Origin of the sequence: Rhodococcus sp. AW25M09, from assembly GCF_000333955.1 — a bacterium.
In the GTDB taxonomy this organism is placed as follows: Bacteria; Actinomycetota; Actinomycetes; order Mycobacteriales; family Mycobacteriaceae; genus Rhodococcoides.
Window position 1 is genome coordinate 1 of the sequence record NZ_CAPS01000073.1, and the last position, 26,007, is coordinate 26,007.

A 26,007-nucleotide genomic window follows, 5' to 3' on the forward strand; every position below is an offset into this window, starting at 1 on the left:
GGCTGGGGGACGGCCGCTATCAGCGAGAAGTCGTAGGTCGGCAGACCCTCGTCCGAGCGATCGAACCCGAATACCTCGCACGCGACGCCCAGCTCGAACTGCTCGGCCAGCGGCATCAGCGCAACGACCACTCGTGTCAGCATGCACACGAGTATGGCAGAAAGTCGTCGATATATGGCGTTACTGCCACTCGTGCGGGATCCCCGCAGGTAGGACGCTGAGTGCATGACGATTGTACTTGTAGTTGTGCTGCTGTTTCTGGCCCTCGACGCGTTCGTGGTCGCAGGACTTGCTCCCGACACCCACACGGAGGTGACTCGGTTCGGAGACTTTCGGTTCTGACGCGTCGCTCAGCCGATTCGCCACTCCCGCTTGGCCTCACCGTCCCAACGACGCAGTGCCACAGCCGAGCCGAGCAGATCTTCGATGTTCCTCGACAGCAGGCGCACGGCATCGCCCGCCTCCTCGGGCGTCAATCGCCGGGCCAGCGTCACGTGCGGTGTCCATCGTCCGGGTTGGAGATGATCGAGCGAACGTTCGCCTACGGCCTCGAACATCCTGGCGTGCAGGTCGAGTAGATCGTTCGACGGAACGACCAGGCGAGCAAGGGTGATCGTGCGTCCGCCGAACACGACGAGGCCACCGAGGCGCACCTGGAACGGATCGAAGCGGACGGCCGCGCCGTCGTCCACGGCGTCGGGCATCCAGGAGGCCACCGCCATGGTGATGTGCGGGCGGTTCGACTCACCCCGGTGACGATTCTGGCTCGGAAGTTCGGCGTCGGACAGTGCCGCCCACTCGCGGCGAACCGCGGCATCGAGGCCGGCGTCGAGAAGAAGTTCTGCAGACTGCACCATGGAGGCCATGATGTCGCAGACGGACGGTCGCAATGCAACGACGCTTCGGATCGGGGCGATGACCGGTGACGGCATCGGCCACGAGATCGTGCCCGCTACGTTTCGGGTGGTCGACGCAGCACTGGCGGCCGTCGGTGGTCGAGCGGTCGACTGGGTTCACCTACCGCTGGGCCTCGGTGCCATCGAGGAGTACGGAACGCCGATACCCGAGAGCACCCTCAGCGAATTGAGCGAACTCGAGTGCTGGATTCTGGGACCTCATGACAGCGCGTCGTATCCGGAGCCGTTCCGCTCGCAGCTGACTCCCGGCGGACGGATCCGTAAGGACTTCGACCTGTTCGCCAATATTCGCCCGGCGAAGACCCTCACCGGGGTGCGGGCCGTATCGCCGCGGATGGACCTGGTCGTGGTGCGGGAGAACACCGAGGGTTTCTACGCCGACCGGAACATGTTCGTCGGCAGTGGGGAGTTCATGCCGACTCCCGACGTGGCCCTGGCGGTCGGAGTGTTCACCCGACGGGCGTGCGAACGCATTGCGCACGAGGCGTTCTCGCTGGCAGACCGACGCCGCAGAAAGCTGACCATCGTGCACAAGACCAACGTGCTGTCGATGACCACGGGACTGTTTCGTGATGCGTGCCGGTCGGTGGGGGAGCAATTTCCCCATGTCGAGATCAGCGAGGAGCATGTGGATGCGTTGGCTGCGCACCTGGTCCGGCGAGGTGAAGACTACGACGTCATCGTCGCCGAGAACATGTTCGGCGACATTCTCTCCGACCTCACGGGTGAGCTGTCCGGGTCGTTGGGCACAGCGCCGTCGATCAATTCGTCGGAATCGCAGGCCATGGCGCAGGCCTCACACGGTTCGGCCCCGGACATCGCAGGTAAGAATCGTGCCAACCCGACGGCGCTGTTTCTCTCGGCTGCGATGCTGCTCGAGTGGCTGGCGGATCGGCACCACGACGAACTGCCGGCCCATGCCGCCGATCGCATCCGGCATGCTGTCGATGCCACCGTCGAATCCGGAGTCGCGACGGCCGACCTCGGTGGGCAGGCGTCGACCAGTGCATTCACCGAGGCCGTCGAAGCCCGAGTGCACCGTCGTTGATCGGAGCGTTGTCGGTCAGAGCGGCTTGCGGCTGCTGAAGATCGCGGTGCCGGGAAAGAGTTGCCCACGTAGCGGGCTCCACTGCCCCCATTCCCGGTCGAGCCATTCCGGCCAGTCCGGCTCGACGATGTCTCGCACCTCGAGGCCTGCGGCGACCAACTCGCGTACGCGGTCACCGATCGTGCGGTGATGCTCGACGTAATTCGGCGTCCCATCCCCGTCGTACTCGACGTACGGGGTTCGATCGAAGTACGGAATCGTCGCGGTCAGCCCACCCACTCCCGGATCGTCGGGGAAGACCCACCGCATCGGATGATTGACGGCGAACACCCAGATTCCGCCCGGTCGCAGTACCCGTGCGACTTCTCTCATGACGTTGGCCGAGTCCGCGACGAACGGAACCGCGCCGAACGCCGAGCACACGATGTCGAACCGTTCGTCGGCGAACGGCAACGACTCGGCACTGGCCTGAACCAGTGGAACCGTGGAACTGCCCTCCGTCATGGCGTCGAGCCCACGTTGCAACATGCCCATGGAGATGTCGAGACCGATGGCCCGGGCACCCTGGGCCCCCAGCCAGCGGGCGCACGGTGCCGAGCCGCAGCCCACTTCGAGTACGTCCTTGTCTGCAACGTCCCCCAAGAGGTGGACGTCGCCCTCGTGCAGTCCCTCCGGACACCAGACGAACTCCCCGGATGAGGTCGAGACGCCCAGAAATGCGCCGTGCGTACGGTGGTAGTTGTCGGCATCGAGGTCCCACCAGTGTCGGCTGGCTCGGTCGCTCGAGGCCGAATCGACTCTGCCGCGGCCGGGAGTGGTCGGTGGGACGGAAACATCGTTCACACGCCGACTCTAACCGGGTTTGTGCTGGTACTGCGGCATCGCGTACCCTGTTCATCGCGAGTGTGTTCACGCTGCGCCCAGGTCGGGTTTCCCGGCGTCGGCGCTGCGGAGTCGGTGGCAGTTTCGCCGAAAGTGCTCGTGTTGCACATGTTCTACAGGTCCGACCGAACATCCATCAACCGATACCCAACCCGTCCGGAGCAACTCAACACATGCCCTCAACCACAACCTCACCGCAGGTAGCCGTCAACGACATCGGCTCCGCAGAGGATTTTCTCGCCGCCATCGACGCCACGATCAAGTACTTCAACGATGGTGACATCGTCGAGGGCACCATCGTCAAGGTCGATCGTGACGAGGTTCTGCTCGACATCGGTTACAAGACCGAAGGCGTCATCCCTTCCCGTGAGCTCTCCATCAAGCACGACGTCGACCCCAATGAGGTCGTCTCCGTGGGCGATGAGGTCGAAGCCCTCGTTCTCACCAAGGAGGACAAGGAAGGCCGCCTGATCCTGTCCAAGAAGCGAGCTCAGTACGAGCGCGCCTGGGGCACCATCGAAGAGCTCAAGGAGAAGGACGAGGCCGTCAAGGGCACCGTCATCGAGGTCGTCAAGGGTGGACTCATCCTCGATATCGGCCTCCGTGGCTTCCTTCCCGCCTCGCTCGTCGAGATGCGTCGAGTCCGCGACCTCCAGCCGTACGTCGGCAAGGAGATCGAGGCCAAGATCATCGAACTCGACAAGAACCGCAACAATGTGGTCCTGTCGCGTCGCGCATGGCTCGAGCAGACTCAGTCCGAGGTTCGCAGCGAGTTCCTGCACCAGTTGCAGAAGGGCCAGGTCCGCAAGGGCGTCGTGTCCTCCATCGTCAACTTCGGTGCCTTCGTGGACCTCGGTGGCGTCGACGGCCTCGTGCACGTCTCGGAGCTGTCCTGGAAGCACATCGATCACCCGTCCGAGGTTGTCGAGGTCGGTACCGAGGTCACCGTCGAGGTTCTCGACGTCGACCTGGACCGCGAGCGTGTTTCGCTGTCGCTCAAGGCAACTCAGGAAGATCCGTGGCGCCAGTTCGCTCGCACCCACGCGATCGGCCAGATCGTGCCCGGCAAGGTCACCAAGCTGGTTCCCTTCGGTGCATTCGTGCGCGTCGAAGAGGGCATCGAGGGCCTCGTGCACATCTCCGAGCTGGCCGAGCGCCACGTGGAGGTTCCGGACCAGGTCGTGGGTGTCGGCGACGACGCACTCGTCAAGGTCATCGACATCGATCTCGAGCGTCGCCGGATTTCGCTGAGCCTCAAGCAGGCCAACGAGGACTACGCAGAAGAGTTCGATCCGTCCAAGTACGGCATGGCCGACTCGTACGACGAGGGTGGCAACTACATCTTCCCCGAGGGCTTCGACTCCGAGACCAACGAATGGCTCGAAGGTTACGAGAAGCAGCGTGAAGAGTGGGAAGGTCGCTACGCCGAGGCAGAGCGTCGCCACAAGATGCACACCGCTCAGATGGAGAAGACGGCCAAGGACGAAGCTGCCGAAGCCGCCAACACCAACTACTCCTCCGAGTCGGGTCAGGTCCCCCGCCGATGCAGAAGGCGATGCTCCCGCAGCGTCGGCTCCCGCGTCGACCGGTGGATCGCTGGCCAGCGATGCGCAGCTCGCTGCACTTCGCGAGAAGCTGTCGGGCAACGCCTGATAAAAGATGTCCACCCGTGAGGGTGTGACCTCGGCCCCGGTTCTCTTCGTGAGAACCGGGGCTTTCTCGTTCGAATGTGTACCGGCACAGCCCAGCAGAGACAACAATGGACCCGGTTCTGCTGAACCGGGCCCATGTTCGAGGGGGGAGTGCGAACTACGCGGCGGTGGCTGGACTCCACTGGCCGACGCTCGCTGTGCGCTTGCGCATGGAGGCGAAGCTGTGGCGGGCGGGGGTCAGAAGGTTGGTGAACCAGTTTCGCCGGTGGTCGGCCAACGCCGAGGCAACTTCCGGGATGAGAATGCAATGAACGCCTGCATCCATGCCAAGGCGGTGCCGACCCGGTTGGATCTGATTGCTTCGCATGGGTGTCCTTTTCGATAGCAGTGGGTCGGCACATCGTGGTCGCGCTCGTCGAAGATAACCGACACACCTCCGAAAACGGTGCATTTGGGGCTGGTGTGCTTCGGCGTGTTCGAGTGTCAGACTGGGTGCATGCTGAGACTGGGACTGACAGGTGGAATAGGCGCCGGAAAATCGACCGTGGCGACGGTATTGACCGAACTGGGGGGAGTTCTCGTCGATTCCGATGTGCTCGCCCGTGAAGTCGTGGAGCCGGGAACACCTGGGCTGCAACAACTGACGGAGACCTTCGGTACCGATATTCTTGCGCCCGATGGCTCACTGGACCGTCCGGCGTTGGCCGCCAAGGCATTCGGCGACGAGGAATCTCGCAAGAAGCTCAACGCCATCGTCCATCCGTTGGTCGGTAAACGCACTGCCGAGATCATCGACGGCGCGGCACGCGATGCCGTAGTGGTGCAGGACATCCCGCTCTTGGTCGAAGGGTCGATGGGCCCGTTCTTTCAGCTGGTGGTGGTCGTCTGGGTCGATGCCGAGGAGCGAGTACGCCGACTCACCGGTCAACGAAACATGTCGGAGGCGGACGCACGCGCGCGCATCGCAGCGCAGGCGACCGACGACGCGCGTCGAGTTGCAGCAGACGTCTGGATCGACAACACCGGAGCACCGGGCAGCGTCGACGAGCAGGTTCGGGCCCTGTGGAACGAGCGCTTGATTCCCTTCGAGCGCAACATCAGAGAAAGAGTTGTCGCCCGGACGCATCCGGAACTGGCGACGGCCGATCCGGCGTGGGAATCGCAGGCCCGCCGAATCATCGGGCGTCTCGCACTGGCATGTGGGGACAAGGCCGTGCGGATCGACCATGTCGGTTCCACCGCCGTGCCCGGACTCGACGCCAAGAACGTGATCGATATTCAGATCACGGTCCGCGGACTCGACGACGCCGATGCGGTCGGCGATCAATTGTGCGCGGCAGGGTTCCCCGGAGTCGAGGCAAGCAACTCCGACGAGCCGAAGCCCGCGTACGGAATCGGCGGTGAGGCCGATCCGGCAGTGTGGGGCAAGCGCTTTCACGGCAGCGCAGACCCCGGTCGACCGGCAAATGTGCATCTACGAGTGGACGGTTGGCCGAACCAGAAGTTCGCTCTGCTGTTCCGTGACTGGCTCCGGGCCGAGACAGGTACAGCGACGGAATACGCGGGAATCAAGAGACGTGCCTCCGAGGCCGCAGCAGGAATCACGGACTATCGTTCGGCGATCGAGGCGTACGAGAACGCGAAGGCACCATGGTTCGACGTGGCATACCGTCGGGCGTGGCAGTGGGCGGCGGATACCGGATGGTCCTCCTGACGGCTCGGTCTCGAACCGGACAGCGGTTCAAGTTGCCACATCTCGGGGTAGACGGGCAGCTATGACGCCACGTAAGTCGACTGCCGATGCACAGCCCCACGACGATGGGGAGAGTCCGGACGGACTCGGAGGCGGCCCGACGGCGTCTCGGTTCGAGGCCTTTCGCGCATTGGCGCAGGCCAGAGCCCGTGGCGAGATGGTGTTTCTTCCGCGTCACCTCACTGGTCACGAGCGGCGCAGACACGTGCGTCAGACCATTCGGGAGGACCACGAGACTCGGATTGCGAACAAGGACGAAGAAGCCGTTGCCAAGTTCGACAAACTACACAAGAGCGTCTTCTCGTTCTTTCGTGGAACGTGCCTGCTGTTCTACCGCGATATGGCGGGAGAAGACGCGTGGATGCCCACGGTTCTGACCCTCGGCGATGTGCACCCGGAGAACTTCGGCGTGATGCCGAGCGTGGACAACGTGCCGATATTCGGTCCGAACGATTTCGACGAGTCCTTCTACGCGCCGTTCACTTGGGATCTCAAGCGAGGGGCGACGGCGTTCATGATCGGTGCGGGGGCCGAGGGCGGACAGGGCCGAAAGAAGCAGCGGAAGATCGCTGCGAGTTTCGTGCGCGGCTATATCGATGCCATGGAGCAGCTCGCCGCCGACTCCAGCGAGCAATACCAGCAGATGCGCCAGGACAACGCGCCGAAACTGATCCGAAAGCTGATCGAGGATTCGTTGGAGGATCGATCGCATTGGTTGGCCAGGAAATATCACGACGAGTACAGCTGGGGTTTTCGAGCCGACGACGAGCATGTGCCGATCACGCACCGGGTGCCCGAGTTCCAGGAGGCGCTGGAGCGATTCATCGCGGACAAAGGTGTCGAGATACCGGACCGCGCCGGCAATCTTGCGGTCAAGGATGTGTGCAAACGGCTCGGACAGGGCACCGCATCGCTGGGCCTGCCGCGCTACTACCTCAAGGTGGAGGGTCCGCGTCAGGACGGCTCCGACGACATCATCATCGAGTTCAAGCATGCGCGTCGCTCTGCCCTGGACGGTCTGACACCGCCGTGCGAGTACGTCGTCGACGGTGACGCCGGCCGTATCTCGCACGCTCAGGGGGTATTGCTGGTCGGTGGTGACCGCTTCTACGGTGCAGCCGAGGTAGATGGCGTTGCTTTCATGGTGCGCGAGCGTGCACCGTTTCGCGACGACATCGATCTCGACGACCTGTCCGGAAAACAATGGAAGACGTACGCCAGGATCTGCGGCGGCTCCCTTGCGCAGGCTCATGCGCTCTCCGACGAGGCCGGCTTGGTCGACCATGACATCGAACCCGAGATCCTGGCGGCCATCGGCAGCCGCGAGCTGTTCGTCGAAGACATCGTTGCCTTCGCCGACGATGCAGCACAGCGGGTACGCGCCGATCACGAGCACTTCCGTGCGGACCATGAGTTGGGAGCGTTTCGGTTCATCGACCGGGTATTCCGGTGATGGACGAATCAGGTTGGCTTACCGTTCCATTCGGTCGGCATCCCGACGGACGCGAGCCACGCATTCAGATCGTAATCGTGCCGCGTCAGCCCTTCGATGGCCGTGATCGATCTGGCCAGCGCACGCTCGGCCGTCGGGGTGTCGAGATGCTGCGCCACCCGCGCGTCGAACAATTCGTCGACGTCCAATAAGTCGTAGCCACGGCCGGTGCGAACGCTGAGGTCGAGGTAGTGGTCGATCGATGTCCACTCGGTGGTGCCGGATGCGTATTCGCCGATGTCGACGTAGTAGTCCTGGTCGCGGGCATTCTCGGGAACGTAGTGGAAGACAGACGCTCGCAGTCCCAGGGACGGCAGCAGCCAGGACTCCAGGTAGTGGAAGTGCGGGTGATCCGACGGTCTGGCCATGTACAGCCCCCACGGCTCGACGCGGTATTCGTCGACGGCGCGCACGAAACCCTTGGGGTCGACGTTCGTCTTGGCGACGAGGTCGAAGGTCTCGTGCTTGGGGGCATGAACGACGGCGTGCGCACCGGCTGACGTGTGAGCGACCATGCCTGTAGAAGCTACCGGGAACTGGCCTCCCGGGTCTGCCCGACGGAACTTGTCGGTGGTCGCGTCTACGCTTGTGAAATGGCGTTTGCATCCGAACATCCCGTTGTCGCGCACTCCGAACATCGTCCGGTGGGCGCAATCGAGCGCACGGGGCCGGCATTCGAGGTCGTCAGCGAACACACACCGGCGGGCGATCAGCCGACCGCCATCGCCGAGCTAGAACGGCGGATCAAGGCAGACGAGAAGGACATCGTGTTGCTCGGTGCCACCGGTACCGGCAAATCGGCCACCACTGCCTGGCTCATCGAGAAGCTGCAGCGCCCAACCCTGGTGATGGCTCCCAACAAGACGTTGGCGGCGCAGTTGGCGAACGAGCTACGAGACATGTTGCCCAACAACGCAGTCGAGTATTTCGTCTCGTACTACGACTACTACCAGCCCGAGGCGTACATCGCGCAGACCGATACTTACATCGAGAAGGATTCGTCCGTCAATGACGATGTCGAGCGTCTGCGGCACTCGGCGACGGCATCTCTGCTCTCGCGCCGCGACGTGGTCGTGGTGGCGTCGGTGTCGTGCATCTACGGTCTCGGTACCCCGCAGTCGTACGTCGATCGGTCGATCGAGCTGGAGGTCAACGTCGAAGTGCAGCGTGACGCGCTGCTCCGGCTGCTTGTGGATGTGCAGTACACCCGCAACGACATGGCCTTCACCCGCGGATCGTTCCGGGTTCGCGGTGACACCGTCGAGATCATTCCGTCCTACGAGGAGCTGGCGATTCGCATCGAGTTCTTCGGCGACGAGATCGAAGCGCTGTACTACCTGCATCCCCTCACCGGCGACATCGTTCGACAGGTCGATTCGGTCCGCATCTTCCCGGCCACGCACTACGTTGCCGGGCCGGAGCGGATGGAACGAGCCGTCAAGGACATCGAAGCCGAGCTCGAAGCACGTCTGGCCGAGCTGGAGGGCAAGGGCAAACTACTCGAGGCGCAGCGGCTACGGATGCGGACACAGTACGACCTGGAGATGATCAAGCAGGTCGGGTTCTGCTCGGGTATCGAGAACTACTCGCGGCACATCGACGGTCGCGGCGCGGGTACCGCGCCGGCAACCCTGATCGATTACTTTCCCGAGGACTTTCTCATGGTCATCGATGAGTCGCACGTGACCGTGCCGCAGATCGGGGCCATGTACGAGGGCGACATGTCGCGCAAGCGCAACCTCGTCGACTTCGGGTTCCGCCTGCCGTCCGCGACCGACAACCGACCTCTGACGTGGGAGGAGTTCACCCAGCGAATCGGCCAGACGGTCTACCTCTCGGCAACGCCGGGAAAGTACGAGTTGGGGCAGACCGGGGGAGAGTTCGTCGAGCAGGTGATCCGCCCCACCGGACTCGTCGATCCTCAGGTCGTCATCAAGCCGACCAAGGGACAGATCGACGACTTGGTTCATCAGATCCGAGAGCGCGCCGAGAAGGACGAGCGTGTTTTGGTGACCACTCTGACCAAGAAGATGTCGGAGGATCTGACCGACTACCTGCTCGAACTGGGTATTCGCGTCCGATACCTGCACTCCGACATCGATACGCTGCGCCGCGTCGAGTTGCTCCGGCAGCTTCGGCTGGGCGAGTACGACGTACTGGTGGGCATCAACCTGCTGCGGGAGGGTCTCGACCTTCCTGAGGTCTCGCTGGTGGCCATTCTCGATGCCGACAAGGAGGGCTTCCTCCGCAGCGGTACCAGCCTCATTCAGACCATCGGTCGCGCCGCGCGAAACGTCTCCGGCGAAGTCCACATGTACGCCGACAAGATGACCGACTCGATGACCTACGCGATCGAGGAAACCGATCGTCGGCGTGAGAAGCAGATCGCGTACAACAAGGAGCGGGGCGTCGATCCGCAGCCGCTGCGCAAGAAGATCGCTGACATCCTCGACCAGGTGTATCAGGAAGCCGACGACACCGATTCCGTCGTCGAAGTCGGTGGATCCGGTCGAAATGCCAGCCGCGGCCGGCGGGCACAGGGGGAGGCCGGCAGGTCGGTGAGCTCGGGGGTCTACGAGGGGCAGGACGTCTCCTCCATGCCGAGAGCCGAACTGGCCGACCTGATCAAGAACATGACCGACCAGATGATGAATGCGGCACGCGAGTTGAAGTTCGAGCTCGCAGGTCGCCTCAGAGACGAGATCCAGGATCTCAAGAAGGAACTCCGCGGCATGGACGCTGCCGGTCTGAAGTAGACGGCTCGATGTTCGATACGGTTCAGCGATGGATGCAACCAATGCTGGCCGGACCTCTCGAGCTCTCGAACTCCTTCACTCGACAACCTATTTCGTTCCCGAGACGCAGGAAGCGCTCGTCGCTGCCGGGTTGCCGCCTCGAGCCTGCTATTTCGCGGGGCGCGCTGCTCCCCTCGGCACGGTCGGCGCAGGCGTTGTCGCCGCCACCTTCTACAACTACAACCGTGAACTGATCGCACCGTTGATCCCGGCGGCCTGGGAGATCGCATCACCTGACGCGATCATGTCGATCCGCTACGACACCCTCGATGCAGCCTTCGGTCGACTGCTCGGACCCGAGGTGCTGACGTCCGCGGACATGGCCGAGGCCGCAGAGCTCGCATCGATCGCGGCCCGCGGAATCCCCGGTGACGACGGTCGGCCTCTGTATGCGGCGTATGCCGAGCTGGAGTGGCCGACAGCACCGCATCTGGTGCTCTGGCATGCCTTGACTCTGATCCGCGAGTACCGCGGCGACGGCCACATCGCCGCGCTGCAGACGGCAGGTCTGAACGGTCTCGACGCACTGATCACACACACCGCCACCGGGTACGGATTCGACAAGGAATTCGCGCGTAAGCAGCGGGGCTGGTCGACGGAGCAATGGGATTCAGCTGTCTTGTCCCTGTCCGACCGAGAATTGCTCTCGGCCGACGGTTCGCTGTCCCCGGACGGCAAAGATCTGCGCAAGCTCGTCGAGGACATCACCAACGACGTGGCCGTTGCGCCGTGGGCGGCGCTCGGCGAGGACGGTGCGGCTCGGCTGGTCTCGCTCGCGACACCGTGGCGCGATGCGATCATCGGCCACGGCGTGTTTCCAGCGGGCGTTTTCGGACCTGCAATCGCCAAGAAGTAGATCGGGTCAGCTGGTGATGTCCTTGGTGGCGAAACGCCGCCACGCGATCAAGCCGAACACTGCCGCGTAGCTCACGGCAGAGAACGAGCCGACCACCATGTCGTTCCAGTCGATACTCGTTCCGAAGGAGTCGATCCACGAATTCGCGTAGTGCCCGGGCAGGTAATTGCGAAGCGATCCCAGTGCCGTGATCTGGTCGAGAATCTGCATGAGGATGGACGTCATGACCGCGCCGCCGACGGCCCCGAGAGGGGCGTCGGTGAGCACCGACAGCAGCATCGCCAGGCCGGCGACCCACAGCAGGTTAATACCGATGTAGGCGACCGCGATCAGCAGCCGTATCAGCGAGGTGCCGTACGGCAGTCCCTCACCCAATGGAGTGATCAGCGACTCGGCTCCGTACATCACGGTGCCGATCAGCAGGGATGCACCTACGAGCACGACGAGTGCCGCACCGGACAAGGTAGCCGACACCAGCGCCTTCTGCGTGAGCAGCCGGCTCCTGGGCACGGGGATGGCCAGCAGGTATCGCAGACTCGACCAGGAAGCCTCGCTGGCCACCGAGTCGCCGAAGAACAGCGCCACCACCACGATCAGCAAAAATCCCACCGACATGAACAGCGCGAACACCGTGAAATTCATGCCACCCCGCGTGCCGAGTTCGATCAGCCCACCGGCGTCGGAGTCGGCACTCGAGCTGCCGACCGTGAAGGCGATGGCCAGAATGACCGGAAGCAGGGCCAAGAACCCGATCGCCAACTGAGTGCGCCGTCGTCCGAGCTGTCTGCGCAGCTCTGTTCGGAAGGGCAGTGTGCTTCCGCCGGAATAGCCGGCAGCGCGTCCGTCCGAGTGCGTGGTACTCATGAGCGATCCTTGCTGGTATCGGGCTCGAGAATGACAGAGCCCGGGGTATCCCGATGGACGAGGTCGAGAAACACGTCCTCGAGTCGTGTCGATTGCGAGAAGCCGCGTACCGAGACGCCAGCGGTCACGAGTTCCTCGATGACCACGGCGGAGTCGGCGTCGGTCAGATCGACGGTCACCGTTCCGTCGTCGACTATCGCAGCGCCGTCGTGGCCGGCGGCACCGAGTACCGACAGTGTGCGGGCGGCGTCGTCGACTCTGATCTCCGTTTGCCCGCCTGCTGCAGTCAGTTCGCGGACAGTGCCCGAGCTGATGACCGAACCGCGGTTCATGACGACGACATGGGTGCAGGTCTGCTCCACCTCGGCGAGCAGGTGACTCGACACCAGCACCGTCCTTCCCGTTTTCGCGTAGTTGATCAGGACGTCACGCATCGTCCTGATCTGCGGCGGGTCGAGTCCGTTGGTCGGCTCGTCGAGCACCATCAGGTCCGGCAGACCCAGCATTGCCTGGGCGATTGCGAGCCGCTGCCGCATACCTTGGCTGTACGACTTGACCTTGCGTTCGATCGCTGCGCCGAGGTCCGCGATCTCCAGCGCTTCGTCCAGGTGGGCTTCCTCGATCGGACGCCCGGTTGCCTCCCAGTACAGCCGTAGATTTTGCGTTCCGGTCAGGTGGGGGAGAAAGCCGGATCCTTCGACGAACGAGCCCAGCCTGGACAGCACCGGTGCGCCCGGGGTCACTTTGTGACCGAAGACGCGAATATCACCGCCGGTGGGGGTGATCAAACCCATCAGCATGCGCAGCGTGGTGGTCTTTCCGGCACCGTTCGGCCCGAGCAGCCCCAGAACTTGGCCCTGCTTCACTTCGAAGCTGACGCCGTCGACGGCGCGGAAGCCGTTGGAGTAGGTCTTGGCCAAGTCCGTGATCACCAGGGGAGTGTCGATCAGGTCCTCGTCGACCTCGGCGACCGTACGGCGTCTGGTGCGTACGGCTCCGGCCGCGATGGCGCACCCCACCACGAGTACCACCACTCCGATGCCGATCAGCGGTGCCACCGGAACGGTGCTGTTCGCGCTTGCCACTGCGGAGACGGTCGGCAGCTCGATCGCGTTGTCGGTCATGGCCACACTGAACCGAGCGGGTTCGAGCGGAACGGCATAGGCCTGGTCCGTGGTGGAGACACTGAGTTCGAGTCGATGACCCTGCTGGACGGTGTAACTGATGCCGGGAAGGACCACGGTCACGTCCACGGGGTCGATGCCCTCGGTATCGGGCAGACGTACAGCCGAGACAGCGCCACCGGGAAGAGTTCTGGTTCCGTTCGGCGAGACATCGTAGAGCTTCGCGAACAGCACCGATTGGCCCGGTGCAGCCAGCGAGGCCACCCGTAGATTCACTCGCGGTGCACCGGTGATCGTCACCGACGACTCGAGGGGATCGCTGCCGAAGGTGGCCGACTGTCCCGGCAGGTCCGCCGTCAATGCTGCGCCGGCCCCGGTCGATCCCAGCGCCCCGAGCACCGACCCCAGGCCGGGCACCGAGGAAATAGCTGACGGTGATGCCCCGGGCGGACGGATTATCGACTGATTCTCGGTAGCGGCGGTGAAGTCCACCGATCGGGTTCGAGTCGGGTCCGAGTCCGAGGTCAGTCCGGGATAGTCGGGCGCGGTCATCCGTCTGTTGCGGTCACCGCGGCGCTCGTCGAGTGCGCTCTGCGTGGAGTACACGAAGGGCGCGGCTCCGCTGCCGGATGAGGAGTCGCGAAGTGTGTTGTCGAAGAAGTCGGCGATGGCTCGATCGCTCGTAGCGTTCGTTCCACCGGCGTCGTGCCCGCCGTCGAACCACCGCACGGTGACGTTGCCGCCGGCAGCCGCGATCTGACGAGCCGTCGCGTCGGCTTGATCCACACCGAACAGCGTGTCCTGGGTGCCCTGAACCAGCAGCGTGGGTGCAGTGATGTTCGATGCCACCGCGACCGGCGAGTGCGCGGTCAGCAGATCCAGTAGCTGTCGACTGGGGATTCCGGTCACGGCGGATTGCGTGTACGCGTCGCAGAACTCGGGTGCAAACCTGCCGCACGCGGATGAGCCGCCCGTGGAGTCGGACGCGGCGGCGTTTCCGTTTCCATTTCCGGGTTCGCCGGGCGGTGCGCTCGCTGCGCCCACTCCGAAGAACACGCCGGCCCAGCCGCGCTTGAGGACGCCCGGCCCGCCGTATCCCGCCGCTGCAGGAGTGGCGATGTTGCCGAGGGCTTGTCGACCCTCGGCGGAGGTGACCCCGTAATTGGGGAACAGCGCCTGACCCAGATCGTTCCACGTGATCGCAGCGGCAATGGAATCGATGCGAGGATCGGTGCCTCCTGCGCTCAGTGCCAGTGCGCCGCCGTACGAGCCACCGGCGACGCCGATGTGCGGGTCGCCGGGAGCGTCCAGTCGTACTTCCGGTTGTTCGGCGAGCCAGTCGATGAGTCCACGCGCGTCCGCGACTTCGCGATCGGGATCGTTGATCGAGATCGAACCTGTACTGGCACCGAACCCGCGAGCGCTGTAGGCGAGTACGGTGTACCCGCGAGACGCGAGATCGCGTGCCTCTCCGTCGACAGAGTCCTTGCTGCCGCCGAATCCATGGGCGAGCAGTACCGTCGGCGCGGGGGTCTCGGCGGGGACGTAGAGCCGTGCGTCGATATCGACGGTCCCGGTCGAACCGGGGCTTTCCGGTAGCGTGATGCGCGCGTCACGCGTGGTTGTGTCAGCGCTCGAATCCTGGGGGAGGAACACGAATGCGAGAGCGGCCACCGCCAGAATTGCGATCAGGGCGGCACCGACGGTGATGGCCCGTCTCGACAGTGGCGGGCGGGGAATCGGCATGCAAACCAATGTATGTGAGTGGCGCGGATCGTGTTGTTCCCCAAGTTCACGTGCCGATCGGCCGCTTCCGGCTAATGTCAGCGCATCAGTCCCCGGACCACGTCTTTCGGTCCTGTGACTTGCACCAATCGAGTTCGACCAGAAGTGTCACATCTGTGTGTGACCGACAAATGGAGGAATGAATGAGCGCCTACCGCACCGTCGTCGTCGGGACCGATGGCTCCGAATCGTCACTGCGGGCAGTGGAGAAGGCCGCGGCTTTGGCGGGAGACGCCGACGCCACTCTGGTGATCGCCTGCGCGTACTACCCGGCCGACCCGAAGGACACGTCCGCTGCCGCCGACGCATTGCGCGAGGACGCCTACCAGATCACCGGATCGGCTCCGACGCGTGAGATTCTGCGCACCGCGCGAGAGCATGCCACGAAGGCCGGTGCCAAGAACATCGAGGAGAAGCCGATCGTCGGTGCACCCGTCGAGTCGCTGCTGGCACTCGTGGACGAAGTCAAGGGCGATCTACTCGTCGTCGGCAACCGCGGTCTGAACTCGTTGACCGGCCGCCTGTTGGGATCGGTGCCGTCCGATGCCGCGCGCAAGTCGACCTGCGATGTGCTGATCGTGCACACTGTCCGCTGATCTTTCGCTGCACGTCCAACGGCCCGCTCCATCGATCCGATGGAGCGGGCCGTTGTCGTCCGCCGCCTCCGGAACTCTAGGCTTCCGACTCGAACGGATGCAGCGCCGAGAGCTCCTTCGGTAGATCGTCGACGTGCACCACCCCCAGCCGCTGGGTGGCCCGGGTGAGCGCCACGTACAGGTCGTTCATACCCTTGGCCGACTCGGCCACGATGACACTCGGTTCGACGATCAAGACCGAGTCGAACTCGAGTCCCTTGGCCTCCTTGACCGTCGATACCGTCACCAGCTCCGACGCCAGATGCCGCAATCGGTCGACGTGTCCGGCTGGAACCAGCACGGCGCTCGAGCCGGGACGCGGGTGATCCGCTACTCGCTTCTCGACCGTGGTGACCAGATCGGCAGCGGCAACCCGGAGGGCCCACGGTTGTACACCGGTGCTCCGGATGGAGCGTGGTTCGGACTGCTCGGGATCGATCGCTGCCAGTACCTCGTGTGCCACTGTCATGATCTCCGACGGCGTTCGATAGTTGACTGTCAGTTCGGTCAACTTCCAGCGCTGAGCCACATACGGTCCGAGAACCGAGCCCCACGACGATGTTCCCGCGGGATCACCCGTTTGTGCAGTATCGCCTACCAGCGTCATCCACCGATTCGGGATGCGCCGCATCACCATTCGCCATGCCATCGCCGATAGTTCCTGGGCCTCGTCGACGATCACGTGCCCGTAGGTCCAGGTGCGGTCACCTGCGGCGCGTTCGGCTGTAGTGAGGCGCTGACCCGAATCCTGACGTCGGGCAAGCTGATCGGCGTCGATGAGGTCGTAGGCCATCAGTATCTCTGGATCGAGCTCGTCCTCGAGATCCTGAGGTGCCGAACCGGTCAGGATGTCCAGTGCGCCCTGGGCGTCGGCAATCTGGCCGCGCCACTGACGTTGCGCTTGTTCAAGTTCGGCGGCGTCGTCGACGCCGAGCAACTCGGCGAGTTCATCGAGCAGGGGAGCATCGGCGGAGGAGAAGCCCCGGCCCCGTCGCACCAGAGACTCGCGCTGCGCCGCGTCGAGGCTCGGTGCGGCAGAGGTGATCTTCTCCGGGGATGCAAACAGGTCTCGGAGAACCTGTTGGGGGGACAGGTCCGGCCACAGCTCGTCGATCGCGGCCATGACGTCCTTGTCTTCTCGCATCTCGTCACGCATGTCCGCGATGTCGTCTGCGCTCAGCAGGCTGGATCCGTCGACGAGGTTCTGCCCGAGCTTCGCCGCGAGTTGGTTGGCCAACTGATCGATGACCGAGGACACGAACAGGGGCCGAGCCAAGTTGTGCGGGCGCCGGGACGAGCGGGCGCGTCCGCGAGCACGAGTGACGATCTTGCGATCGAGCGTGATGTCGTAGGTGTCGAACTTCAGTCGCCGCGGCCGCGCGGGTACTTCCTGCCGGTCGCGTACCGCCTGGGTCAGGATCTCGACCATCGCCAGTGCGCCCTTGACCTCGGTTGCCAGCGGCGAATCCTCACGCTGCGCACGGACTCCCGGGTACAGGTCGCCGATCGTGGACAGCAATACCCCGGTCTCGCCCAGCGAGGGCAGTACCTGTCCGATGTAGTCGAGGAATGTCGCGTTGGGTCCGATGATCAGCACGCCGCTCTTGCCGAGCTGTTGCCTGTAGGTGTAGAGCAGGTAGGCGGCCCGGTGTAGTGCGACTGCGGTTTTGCCGGTTCCCGGCCCGCCCTGAACGACCAGCACGCTGCGGTGCTGCGATCGGATGATGGCGTCTTGCTCGCTCTGGATCGTTTCGACGATGTCGTTCATCTGACCGGTACGCGCAGCATCCAAAGCCGACAGCAATGCGCTTTCACTGGCGACGCCGCCGGCCACGGCAGCGTCACTGGACGATCGCGCAGAGTTCAGATCGAGGAACTCATCGGCGATCGACGTCACTCGGCGACCTCGGGTGCGAATGTGTCTGCGTCGCAATACGTTCTCGGGCGCGGCCGGGGTGGCCAGATAGAACGGCCGGGCCATCGGTGCGCGCCAATCGAGCAGGAGCGTCTCGTAGTCGTTCTTGTCGTCGAGAATCCCGACGCGGCCGATGTAGCGTTCGGGTCGGTCGTCGACCTTGGGATCGAGCGAGTCCGGATCGAGGTCGATGCGCCCGAAGCACAGTCCGTTCTCGGCGGCGTCGTACTTGGCGATGTCCTCGGTGTACATCTGGTTGAACGATTCGCGCTCGCTTCGGGCCTGCGGGGTTCCGCCGGTCTCGAGAAGTACTGCGCGGAGTCTGGTCGCCGCGTACTCGCGTAGTGCGTCGAGCTGGGTGTAGAGCCGCGTCAGGTGCGCCTGCTCGAAGTCTTCTTCGATCGGCACACCGGAGTTGCTCGATGTGTGGCCGTCGTCCGGCAAAGGGTCTCCTCGGGAGTTCGGCCGAGGCGAAGATATCGCCTCGAAATCAGCCAGAGCAGTCTACGCCGCACAACGGCCCTGCCGCAGAACCTCGAGTTCCGGGGCAGAGCCGTTGTGTGCGAACGTTGCTGGTGTGCTCGGCGAAAACTACTTCGCGTACTGCTGAATCTTCTTGTCCAAGTTCTTCTGAGCCTTGGCAACTCGCTTCTCGAGCTTTGCGCGAGCCTGCTCGGTCGCCTTCTCGAGTTCCTTGCTCTGCTTCTCGGCGCGCTTGCGAGCGCGCTTGCCCAACGTATCTGCGCGATCAGCTGCCAGTTCGGCCCAGGTGGCTCCACGCTTGCCGGCCTCGTCGGCGACGACGGAGCCCTTGTCGGCAGCGAGCTCGGCCAACTTGGAACCGCGCTTCTGCGCGACCTCCGCCAACTCGACGCGTCGATCAGCAGCGACCTCGGAAAGCTTGGATCCGCGCTTCTGCGCAAGTTCGGCCAGATCCGACCCACGGTGCGCTGCCTTGTCGGCCAGCTTGGATCCGCGCTTCTGTGCTTCGTCGGCCCAGTCGCTTCCGCGATCGGCGGCGAGTTCGGCCAGTTTGGATCCGCGCTTCTGTGCTTCGTCGGCCCAGTCGCTTCCGCGATCGGCGGCGAGTTCGGCCAGTTTGGATCCGCGCTTCTGGGCTTCGTCGGCCAATTCCGAACCCTTGTCGGCGGCGAAGTGAGCCCAACGGTTCAACGCGGGCTGGGCGACGTCGGCAAGTTCGGAGCCCTTGTCGGCAGCGATGTCTGCAAACTTGCTCAACTTCGGCTGTGCGGCGTCGGCGAACTTGGCCAGTTTCGGCTGCGCTGCGTCGGCGAGATCGGCGCTGCGACTCGCGGCGATGGAGGCGATTTCCTTGACGCGCTCACCGGTCTCGTGTGTGGAGTACCCGGGCAGCGCAGAGGCGACGCTCTCTTGCGCGCGGCGTGCGGCCCGCCGGCTGCGCCACGCCATGGACGGCTTGCCCTCGGTGTCGACGGCTGCGATGAGCAGTCCGCCGAGGAGGCTGAGGTTCTTGAAGAAATGAATGCGCTGTGCGGCCTTGGCTTCCGGATCGGTCTCGTTCCAGAAAGCATGACCGGCGAGCGTCGTCGGGACGAGGCTTCCGGCGAGTGCGACCGATGCGATGCGCGGAGCCTTACCGGTGGCCAACAGAATGCCGCCCGCGACCTGGATGCCACCGTTGATGCGAACCAGCGTCTCGGGGTCCGAGGGCACGCTGGCGGTGACCTCGTTCGGCAGCGCATCCTTGCTCTGCTCGATCAGTGGAGTGGCGACCTGTGCTTTGCCGCTGGGATTGCGGAGCGCGTCGATGCCCCCGGCGATGAAGATCGTAGACATCAACGGACGGGCGATACGGCGGACCAGCATTGACAGCCTCCTGCGTAGTTTCTCGTGTCATCGGCGTACTGAAATCGCACATCGGCTTTGATTTCTACCGGTGTGCGTCCATTTGTCTCATCATTCATACCCCGTGATCGGCGGTCTCAAGCGCGCCGATCGTTACCAGCCTCGTTCGCGCCATTCGGCCAGGTGAGGGCGCTCCGCGCCGAGAGTGGTGTCCTTTCCGTGGCCCGGATACACAACGGTGTCGTCACCGAATCGGTCGAACAGTTTGTTGGTCACGTCGTCGAGCAGGTGGGTGAAATCCGCGGGGTTTGCGGTCTTGCCGACGCCGCCGGGGAAGAGCGAGTCCCCGGTGAAAAGATGGGTGCGTCCGCGGTCGGCCTCGGTCAGCGCCAATGCAATGGAGCCGGGAGTGTGTCCGGCCAGGTGCACAACGTCGAAGGTGAGTTCGCCCACCGACACGGTGTCCTGATCGGCCAGTAGGCGGTCCGGAGTGACGGGCAGCGGCTCGGCGTCGAGTTCGTGGGCTGCAGTCGGCGAGTCCGTGCCACCGGCGATGTCCGCCAGCGCCTGCCAGTGATCGTCGTGTTGGTGTGTCGTCACGATGAGCGAGAGGGTCGGTGCGTTCTCGTCGATGAGCAACGAGAGGCGCTCGGCCTCGTTTGCCGCGTCGATCAGCAGGGAATTGCCCGTGGCGGAACAGACAACGAGGTAGGTGTTGTTGTCCATGGGGCCGACCGACATCTTCGTGATCGTCGCGCCGGGGATGGTCCGCCGCTGTGGCGGTGAACCCTGCGCGACGACGCCGGTGTAGTCGTCGTCGATGACCATGAGGTGCTCGTCCATCTCGAGGACGCTACCGTCGGCAGCGACGTCCGGGGCGTTGGGGTCACGAACGTGGAAAAGTGTGTCGGTGCCCGGACCTACCATTGCTACTCGGTGAGGTTCGATTCTCACCGAGGCAGGTTTTCGACCCGGGGTCCTCGGTTACACGACCCTCGTGGCCGGCAGGTCGGCACCACACGTCATACGCGATTCGAAAGCCGTGCAGCGCTGCGCGCAGCAGCAGCTCGGCTGGACGTGATCGTTCGGAAAGAAGGGAACACAGTGGCGGATCGCCTGATAGTGCGAGGTGCGCGAGAGCACAATCTGCGGGGAGTCGACATCGATCTACCTCGCGATGCGCTCATCGTGTTCACAGGTCTGTCCGGCTCGGGCAAATCGTCTCTCGCTTTCGACACGATCTTCGCCGAGGGTCAGCGTCGCTACGTTGAGTCGCTGTCTGCATACGCGCGGCAGTTCCTCGGCCAGATGGACAAGCCGGACGTGGATTTCATCGAGGGCCTCTCGCCTGCGGTCTCCATCGATCAGAAGTCGACCAACCGCAACCCGCGATCCACCGTGGGCACCATCACCGAGGTCTACGACTATCTGCGCTTGCTGTATGCCCGTGCGGGAACGGCCCACTGCCCGGTGTGCGGTGAACAGATCGCCAAGCAGACGCCGCAGCAGATCGTCGATCAGGTGCTGGACATGGAGGAGGGCCTCAAGTTTCAGGTCCTCGCACCGGTGGTGCGTACCCGGAAGGGCGAATTCGTCGACCTGTTCGACTCGCTCAACACCCAGGGGTACTCACGTGTGCGCGTCGATGGCGTCGTGCACCAGCTCACCAGTCCGCCCGTTCTCAAGAAGCAGGAAAAGCACGACATCGAGGTCGTCGTCGACCGGCTGACTGTCAAGTCCAGCTCCAAGCAGCGACTGACCGACTCGGTGGAGACAGCCTTGCGGCTCGCCGACGGAATCGTGGTCCTGGACTTCGTCGACCGCGACGAGAATGCCGCGGACCGCGAGCGTCGCTTTTCCGAGAAACTCGCGTGCCCAAACGGTCACCCCCTGTCCATCGACGATCTCGAACCGAGATCCTTCTCCTTCAACTCTCCGTACGGTGCCTGCCCGGATTGCGTCGGACTCGGTGTGCGCAAGGAGGTCGACCCCGAGCTCGTCGTTCCCGACGGGGACCTCAGCCTCGCCGATGGTGCGATCGCACCGTGGTCTATGGGTCAGACGTCGGAGTACTTCGGCCGCCTGCTGTCCGGGCTCGCCGATGCGATGGGCTTCGACCTGAATGCCCCGTGGAACAAGTTGCCTGCCAAGGTCAAGCGTGCCGTGCTCGAAGGCAGCGACCACCAGGTGCACGTGAAGTACAAGAACCGCTACGGCCGGACCCGTTCGTACTACGCCGAGTTCGAGGGTGTGATGCCGTTCCTGCATCGCCGCCTCGAGCAGACCGAGTCCGAGCAGATGAAAGAGCGCTACGACGGCTACATGCGCGACGTACCGTGCCCCACCTGCAACGGTGCCCGGCTGCGACCCGAGATCCTGTCGGTGACGATCGCGGCGGGCGACTTCGGTCCGAAGTCGATTGCCGAGGTGTGCGAACTGTCGATCGCCGATACCGCGAACTTCCTCAACAGCCTCACCCTGGGCCGCCGCGAGGAAGCTATCGCCGGTCAGGTCCTCAAGGAAGTGCAGGCGCGCTTGGGGTTCCTGCTCGACGTCGGTCTGGAATACCTCTCGCTGGCTCGAACCGCCGGTTCGCTCTCCGGTGGCGAGGCGCAGCGAATCCGGCTCGCCACTCAGATCGGATCGGGTCTCGTCGGTGTGCTGTATGTGCTCGACGAGCCCTCGATCGGTCTGCACCAACGGGACAATCGTCGATTGATCGACACTCTGACCCGGCTGCGCGACCTCGGCAACACTCTCATCGTCGTCGAGCACGACGAGGACACCATTCGCACCTCGGACTGGATCGTCGACATCGGGCCGTTGGCGGGGGAGCACGGCGGCCGCGTCGTGCACAGCGGCTCGTACGAGGATCTGTTGACCAACGAAGAATCGCTGACCGGTGCCTATCTCTCGGGCCGGATGGAAATACCACTTCCCGACACCCGTCGCGTAATCGACAAGAAGCGTCAGGTCACCGTGGTCGGTGCTCGCGAGCACAACCTGCGCGAGATCGACGTCAGCTTTCCGCTCGGCGTGTTGACCTCGGTCACTGGTGTGTCCGGTTCAGGCAAGTCCACGCTGGTGAACGACATCCTCGCGACCGTGATGGCCAACAAGCTCAACGGAGCTCGGCAGGTTCCCGGTCGGCACACACGGATCAACGGACTCGATCAACTCGACAAGCTCGTTCGTGTCGACCAGTCGCCGATCGGACGCACACCCCGCTCGAACGCCGCCACCTACACGGGAGTCTTCGACAAGATCCGGACGTTGTTCGCGGCCACCACCGAAGCAAAGGTTCGTGGCTACCAGCCCGGGCGGTTCTCGTTCAACGTCAAGGGCGGCCGGTGCGAGGCATGCTCGGGCGATGGCACTCTCAAGATCGAAATGAACTTTTTGCCGGATGTCTACGTTCCCTGCGAGGTCTGCGAGGGTGCGCGGTACAACCGCGAAACGCTCGAAGTCCACTACAAGGGCAAGACCATCGCCCAAGTTCTGGACATGCCGATAGAGGAGGCCGCGGACTTCTTCGAGGCCATCACCTCGATTCACCGCTATCTCAAGACACTCGTCGAGGTCGGTCTCGGGTACGTCCGCCTCGGCCAGCCGGCAACCACTCTGTCCGGTGGTGAGGCGCAGCGTGTGAAGTTGGCCGCGGAACTTCAGAAGCGGTCCACCGGGCGCACGGTCTACATTCTCGACGAACCGACCACGGGCTTGCACTTCGAGGACATTCGTAAGTTGCTCGGTGTCGTGAACGGTCTGGTGGACAAGGGCAATACCGTGATCGTCATCGAGCACAATCTCGACGTCATCAAAGTCTCCGACTGGGTCATCGACATGGGGCCGGAGGGTGGTTCCGGCGGCGGAATGCTTGTCGCGCAAGGTAATCCGGAAGCGGTGGCGGCCGTGCCGGAAAGCTACACGGGCAAGTTCCTACAGGAAGCGCTCACCCGCGAGTCCGTTGTATCTCCGCCGGTGAAGGCGGCCGCGAAGAAGCGCAGGCCGCGTAAGGTCGCGGCGGTCTGATCCAGCTACGGTCAGTCCACGACCGTGAACGACGACGCCGCATCCGGGAATCACCGGATGCGGCGTCGTTGTCGTTGCGACTGTTCCTGCTCAGTGAACCGGTCCGGTGTACTTCTCGCCGGGGCCCTTTCCTGGCTCGTCCGGATGGGCGGATGCTTCCCGAAACGCGCGCTGCAGCGCTTGCAGCCCGTCGCGAATAGGCCCGGCATGCGGTCCGAGGTACTCCACCGATGCGGTGACCAGTCCTGCCAGCGCTGTGATGACGCGCCGCGCCTCGTCGAGGTCCAAGTAGGGGCTTTCGGCGGGATCCGGCTCGGAGAGTCCCAACTTCTCGGCTGCCGAGCTCATCAACATGACCGCCGCGCGGCTGATGACCTCGACCGCGGGGACCTCGGCCAGTTCTCGGACTTCGGGCTCGGTGCCGACAGGGTCGTTCGCCGCGGGATCTGCACCGTCGGGAGTGGGGGAGCTGGTCATGCCTACGAGAATCCCACGCCGCCTGTGGCAACGAGAATCGGGTGTCCAGCAGACGTGGCGATCGGGCTCGATTGTTCGTTTCCGGAATCTGCTGGTAACGTGACTCGACGACCGTCTTCGGCGTGCACTTCTCGATGGAGGGCACCGCACGGAGGCAGCAAGTGGAGCCCGACTCCCACCGGTACGTAGCGTTCAACACGTTACCTCCGGTCCGGTCGCACGAAGGACACCGTTCCCGGTTTCTCGATGTGCTTCCTCCCAGCGAGGAGACTGTACGACGTTAGTTGTCGCGCAGTTCGACCGGTCGACATCGGGCCCTGCTGTCGGTACACACCGAAAGCAGGGTTTTTTCGTCGCAGTAATTTTTTCGCGGCGGGTGTCGAGGATGGACGGCACCGGGCTGTGCCAGTGGCAGGCGGTCGGGTTACACACCACACCGCACTACCTAGGAGGCCCCATCAGCACTGAGACCCGCATCAACGATCGCATCCGAGTTCCCGAGGTCCGGCTTGTCGGACCTGGCGGTGAACAGGTGGGGATCGTGCGTGTTGAAGATGCACTCCGCTTGGCTCTCGAAGCCGACCTCGATCTTGTCGAAGTAGCTCCCGACGCTCGTCCGCCGGTCTGCAAGATCATGGACTACGGGAAGTTCAAGTACGAGGCTGCGCAGAAAGCGCGCGAATCGCGTAAGAACCAGACACTCACCGTCATCAAGGAGCAGAAGCTCCGCCCCAAGATCGACGCGCACGACTACGAGACCAAGAAGCGCAATGTCGTTCGCTTCCTCGAAGCCGGCTCGAAGGTCAAGGTCACCATCATGTTCCGCGGTCGCGAGCAGTCCCGACCCGAGCTCGGCTTCCGTCTGCTGCAGCGCCTGGGCGCGGACGTCGCGGAGCTCGGTTTCGTGGAGACCTCGGCCAAGCAGGACGGCCGAAACATGACGATGGTGTTGGCACCGCACAAGGGTGCCAAGACTCGCGTCAAGGCGCAGGAGAGTGCAGCGGCACCGCCCGCGCAACGTGCACCCGCTCCGGCACCGGAACAGCCCGCCGCCGCAGCTCCCGCCGCCGCAGCCCCGGCTGCCGAGGCACCGGCCGCGGCAGCTCCGGCTACTCCGGCGCAGACCAACTGAGCCTCGCGCTCTGCCAGTAAGACAGCCTCTACACCTACTTCGGTGCACTGACGTTCCGGAGCACTGTTGGGCTGTGCCATGCAACACCGAAGAAGCTATTACAGAAGAAGAGGATTTCATGCCCAAGCAGAAGACCCACAGTGGTGCCAAGAAGCGATTCAAGGTGTCCGGCAGCGGCAAGATCCTGCGCCAGAAGGCCGGCCGTCGCCACCTGCTCGAGCACAAGCCCACCAAGGTGACTCGTCGCCTCGATGGTGTCGCCGTTGTCAAGAAGGCCGACGTACCGCGGATCAAGCGCCTCCTCGGCATCTGATCTCGACCGTTCGCCGACTGATTCCGGTCGGCTTCATCCCATTACCATTCGGGGTTTCACAAACCCCCAGATCGACAGGATTCACCAGTGGCACGCGTAAAAAGGGCCGTCAACGCCCAGAAGAAGCGCCGTTCGATTCTCGAAGCGTCCAAGGGATACCGCGGACAGCGCTCACGTCTGTACACCAAGGCCAAGGAGCAGCAGCTCCACTCGCTCACCTATGCGTACCGGGACCGTCGCGCGCGCAAGGGTGATTTCCGCAAGCTGTGGATCACACGTATCAACGCTGCGGCGCGGGCCAACGACATCACGTACAACCGCTTCGTCCAGGGTCTGAAGGCCGCGGGTGTCGAGGTCGACCGCAAGATCCTCGCCGAGCTGGCTGTGTCGGATGCCGAGGCATTCGCAGGCTTGGTCGCCATCGCCAAGGCCGCATTGCCTGCCGATGTCAACGCTCCTGCCGGAGAAGCAGCCTGAGCGAGTCGAGGTACGACGACTCAACTCCGAA

At 63.8% G+C, this 26,007-nt stretch carries 20 protein-coding genes and 2 pseudogenes; 11 read left to right on the forward strand and 11 right to left on the reverse strand.

Annotation, left to right across the window (positions count from 1 at the left end):
* Nucleotides 1-143 (reverse strand): annotated as a pseudogene (locus RHODMAR_RS28290) (AraC family transcriptional regulator); the annotation flags it as partial.
* Between the two features lie 207 nt (nt 144-350).
* The gene (locus RHODMAR_RS14960) at nt 351-857 is read right to left on the reverse strand and encodes a 2'-5' RNA ligase family protein (RefSeq protein ID WP_042939352.1); all 507 of its coding nucleotides are present in this window, start codon (nt 855-857) and stop codon (nt 351-353) included.
* Nucleotides 858-867: 10 nt separating this feature from the next.
* On the opposite strand from RHODMAR_RS14960, the gene RHODMAR_RS14965 reads away from it, so the two are divergent.
* Nucleotides 868-1,965 (forward strand): isocitrate/isopropylmalate dehydrogenase family protein, encoded by a 1,098-nt coding sequence (locus tag RHODMAR_RS14965; protein ID WP_008715905.1) that lies wholly within the window; start codon nt 868-870, stop codon nt 1,963-1,965.
* Between the two features lie 15 nt (nt 1,966-1,980).
* Here the strand turns inward: RHODMAR_RS14965 and RHODMAR_RS14970 are convergent, their stop codons facing one another.
* Nucleotides 1,981-2,808 carry a class I SAM-dependent methyltransferase gene (locus RHODMAR_RS14970; protein WP_008715906.1) on the reverse strand — a complete coding sequence of 276 codons (828 nt, stop codon included), beginning with the start codon at nt 2,806-2,808 and terminating at the stop codon, nt 1,981-1,983.
* Nucleotides 2,809-3,020: 212 nt separating this feature from the next.
* Here RHODMAR_RS14970 and rpsA point away from each other — a divergent pair.
* A pseudogene (gene rpsA / locus RHODMAR_RS14975) lies at nt 3,021-4,500 on the forward strand (30S ribosomal protein S1).
* 156 nt (nt 4,501-4,656) lie between these two features.
* Here rpsA and RHODMAR_RS27580 read toward each other — a convergent pair.
* Complete coding sequence (locus tag RHODMAR_RS27580; protein ID WP_081606012.1) at nt 4,657-4,866, reverse strand: hypothetical protein; 210 nt, start codon at nt 4,864-4,866, stop codon at nt 4,657-4,659.
* 129 nt (nt 4,867-4,995) lie between these two features.
* Between RHODMAR_RS27580 and coaE the strand changes: the two genes are divergently transcribed.
* The gene (coaE, locus tag RHODMAR_RS14985; protein ID WP_008715909.1) at nt 4,996-6,213 is read left to right on the forward strand and encodes a dephospho-CoA kinase; all 1,218 of its coding nucleotides are present in this window, start codon (nt 4,996-4,998) and stop codon (nt 6,211-6,213) included.
* Nucleotides 6,214-6,274: 61 nt separating this feature from the next.
* Nucleotides 6,275-7,705 carry a DUF2252 domain-containing protein gene (locus tag RHODMAR_RS14990; RefSeq protein WP_008715910.1) on the forward strand — a complete coding sequence of 477 codons (1,431 nt, stop codon included), beginning with the start codon at nt 6,275-6,277 and terminating at the stop codon, nt 7,703-7,705.
* Between the two features lie 8 nt (nt 7,706-7,713).
* Here the strand turns inward: RHODMAR_RS14990 and RHODMAR_RS14995 are convergent, their stop codons facing one another.
* Nucleotides 7,714-8,259 carry a DUF402 domain-containing protein gene (locus RHODMAR_RS14995; protein WP_008715911.1) on the reverse strand — a complete coding sequence of 182 codons (546 nt, stop codon included), beginning with the start codon at nt 8,257-8,259 and terminating at the stop codon, nt 7,714-7,716.
* A 78-nt stretch (nt 8,260-8,337) separates the two neighbouring features.
* On the opposite strand from RHODMAR_RS14995, the gene uvrB reads away from it, so the two are divergent.
* The gene (gene uvrB / locus RHODMAR_RS15000; protein WP_042939353.1) at nt 8,338-10,500 is read left to right on the forward strand and encodes an excinuclease ABC subunit UvrB; all 2,163 of its coding nucleotides are present in this window, start codon (nt 8,338-8,340) and stop codon (nt 10,498-10,500) included.
* A gap of 28 nt (nt 10,501-10,528) precedes the next feature.
* Nucleotides 10,529-11,395, forward strand: coding sequence for an SCO6745 family protein (locus RHODMAR_RS15005; protein ID WP_008715913.1), 867 nt, complete (start codon nt 10,529-10,531; stop codon nt 11,393-11,395).
* A 6-nt stretch (nt 11,396-11,401) separates the two neighbouring features.
* Here RHODMAR_RS15005 and RHODMAR_RS15010 read toward each other — a convergent pair whose 3' ends face one another.
* Nucleotides 11,402-12,259, reverse strand: coding sequence for an ABC transporter permease (locus RHODMAR_RS15010; RefSeq protein ID WP_008715914.1), 858 nt, complete (start codon nt 12,257-12,259; stop codon nt 11,402-11,404).
* Nucleotides 12,256-15,129 (reverse strand): alpha/beta fold hydrolase, encoded by a 2,874-nt coding sequence (locus RHODMAR_RS15015; RefSeq protein WP_008715915.1) that lies wholly within the window; start codon nt 15,127-15,129, stop codon nt 12,256-12,258. Before RHODMAR_RS15015 ends, RHODMAR_RS15010 begins: the two co-directional genes overlap by 4 nt.
* A 182-nt stretch (nt 15,130-15,311) precedes the next feature.
* On the opposite strand from RHODMAR_RS15015, the gene RHODMAR_RS15020 reads away from it, so the two are divergent.
* Nucleotides 15,312-15,764: a universal stress protein gene (locus RHODMAR_RS15020; protein WP_008715916.1), complete on the forward strand. Its 453-nt coding sequence runs from the start codon at nt 15,312-15,314 to the stop codon at nt 15,762-15,764.
* A 76-nt stretch (nt 15,765-15,840) separates the two neighbouring features.
* Here RHODMAR_RS15020 and RHODMAR_RS15025 read toward each other — a convergent pair whose 3' ends face one another.
* The 3 genes from RHODMAR_RS15025 to RHODMAR_RS15035 form a co-directional block, all read right to left on the reverse strand.
* Nucleotides 15,841-18,162, reverse strand: a complete 2,322-nt coding sequence (locus tag RHODMAR_RS15025) for a HelD family protein (protein WP_008715917.1) — start codon at nt 18,160-18,162, stop codon at nt 15,841-15,843.
* A 147-nt stretch (nt 18,163-18,309) separates the two neighbouring features.
* Entirely contained in the window at nt 18,310-19,566 is a 1,257-nt protein-coding gene (locus tag RHODMAR_RS15030; RefSeq protein ID WP_008715918.1) for a DoxX family protein, read from the reverse strand.
* A gap of 132 nt (nt 19,567-19,698) precedes the next feature.
* The gene (locus tag RHODMAR_RS15035; protein ID WP_042939362.1) at nt 19,699-20,388 is read right to left on the reverse strand and encodes an MBL fold metallo-hydrolase; all 690 of its coding nucleotides are present in this window, start codon (nt 20,386-20,388) and stop codon (nt 19,699-19,701) included.
* A 261-nt stretch (nt 20,389-20,649) separates the two neighbouring features.
* Between RHODMAR_RS15035 and uvrA the strand changes: the two genes are divergently transcribed.
* Nucleotides 20,650-23,577: an excinuclease ABC subunit UvrA gene (gene uvrA / locus RHODMAR_RS15040; protein ID WP_008715920.1), complete on the forward strand. Its 2,928-nt coding sequence runs from the start codon at nt 20,650-20,652 to the stop codon at nt 23,575-23,577.
* 90 nt (nt 23,578-23,667) lie between these two features.
* Here the strand turns inward: uvrA and RHODMAR_RS15045 are convergent, their stop codons facing one another.
* On the reverse strand, nt 23,668-24,054 hold the full coding sequence (locus RHODMAR_RS15045; RefSeq protein WP_008715921.1) for a DUF1844 domain-containing protein: 387 nt from the start codon (nt 24,052-24,054) through the stop codon (nt 23,668-23,670).
* Nucleotides 24,055-24,439: 385 nt separating this feature from the next.
* On the opposite strand from RHODMAR_RS15045, the gene infC reads away from it, so the two are divergent.
* The 3 genes from infC to rplT all read left to right on the forward strand — a co-directional run bounded on the left by infC (nt 24,440) and on the right by rplT (nt 25,976).
* Nucleotides 24,440-25,186, forward strand: coding sequence for a translation initiation factor IF-3 (infC, locus tag RHODMAR_RS15050; protein WP_008715922.1), 747 nt, complete (start codon nt 24,440-24,442; stop codon nt 25,184-25,186).
* 118 nt (nt 25,187-25,304) lie between these two features.
* Nucleotides 25,305-25,499 (forward strand): 50S ribosomal protein L35, encoded by a 195-nt coding sequence (gene rpmI, locus RHODMAR_RS15055; protein WP_008715923.1) that lies wholly within the window; start codon nt 25,305-25,307, stop codon nt 25,497-25,499.
* Between the two features lie 87 nt (nt 25,500-25,586).
* On the forward strand, nt 25,587-25,976 hold the full coding sequence (gene rplT, locus RHODMAR_RS15060) for a 50S ribosomal protein L20 (RefSeq protein WP_008715924.1): 390 nt from the start codon (nt 25,587-25,589) through the stop codon (nt 25,974-25,976).
* The last annotated feature ends 31 nt before the right edge of the window (nt 25,977-26,007 follow it).

Coding starts and splice junctions, on each gene's coding strand:
- RHODMAR_RS14960 (WP_042939352.1), bottom strand. CDS start 857: ATGGTGCAGTCTGCAGAACTTCTTCTCGACGCCGGCCTCGATGCCGCG.
- RHODMAR_RS14965 (WP_008715905.1), top strand. CDS start 868: ATGTCGCAGACGGACGGTCGCAATGCAACGACGCTTCGGATCGGGGCG.
- RHODMAR_RS27580 (WP_081606012.1), bottom strand. CDS start 4,866: ATGCGAAGCAATCAGATCCAACCGGGTCGGCACCGCCTTGGCATGGAT.
- coaE (WP_008715909.1), top strand. CDS start 4,996: ATGCTGAGACTGGGACTGACAGGTGGAATAGGCGCCGGAAAATCGACC.
- RHODMAR_RS14990 (WP_008715910.1), top strand. CDS start 6,275: ATGACGCCACGTAAGTCGACTGCCGATGCACAGCCCCACGACGATGGG.
- RHODMAR_RS14995 (WP_008715911.1), bottom strand. CDS start 8,259: ATGGTCGCTCACACGTCAGCCGGTGCGCACGCCGTCGTTCATGCCCCC.
- uvrB (WP_042939353.1), top strand. CDS start 8,338: ATGGCGTTTGCATCCGAACATCCCGTTGTCGCGCACTCCGAACATCGT.
- RHODMAR_RS15005 (WP_008715913.1), top strand. CDS start 10,529: ATGGATGCAACCAATGCTGGCCGGACCTCTCGAGCTCTCGAACTCCTT.
- RHODMAR_RS15010 (WP_008715914.1), bottom strand. CDS start 12,259: ATGAGTACCACGCACTCGGACGGACGCGCTGCCGGCTATTCCGGCGGA.
- RHODMAR_RS15015 (WP_008715915.1), bottom strand. CDS start 15,129: ATGCCGATTCCCCGCCCGCCACTGTCGAGACGGGCCATCACCGTCGGT.
- RHODMAR_RS15020 (WP_008715916.1), top strand. CDS start 15,312: ATGAGCGCCTACCGCACCGTCGTCGTCGGGACCGATGGCTCCGAATCG.
- RHODMAR_RS15030 (WP_008715918.1), bottom strand. CDS start 19,566: ATGCTGGTCCGCCGTATCGCCCGTCCGTTGATGTCTACGATCTTCATC.
- RHODMAR_RS15035 (WP_042939362.1), bottom strand. CDS start 20,388: ATGGACGAGCACCTCATGGTCATCGACGACGACTACACCGGCGTCGTC.
- RHODMAR_RS15045 (WP_008715921.1), bottom strand. CDS start 24,054: ATGACCAGCTCCCCCACTCCCGACGGTGCAGATCCCGCGGCGAACGAC.
- infC (WP_008715922.1), top strand. CDS start 24,440: ATGGACGGCACCGGGCTGTGCCAGTGGCAGGCGGTCGGGTTACACACC.
- rpmI (WP_008715923.1), top strand. CDS start 25,305: ATGCCCAAGCAGAAGACCCACAGTGGTGCCAAGAAGCGATTCAAGGTG.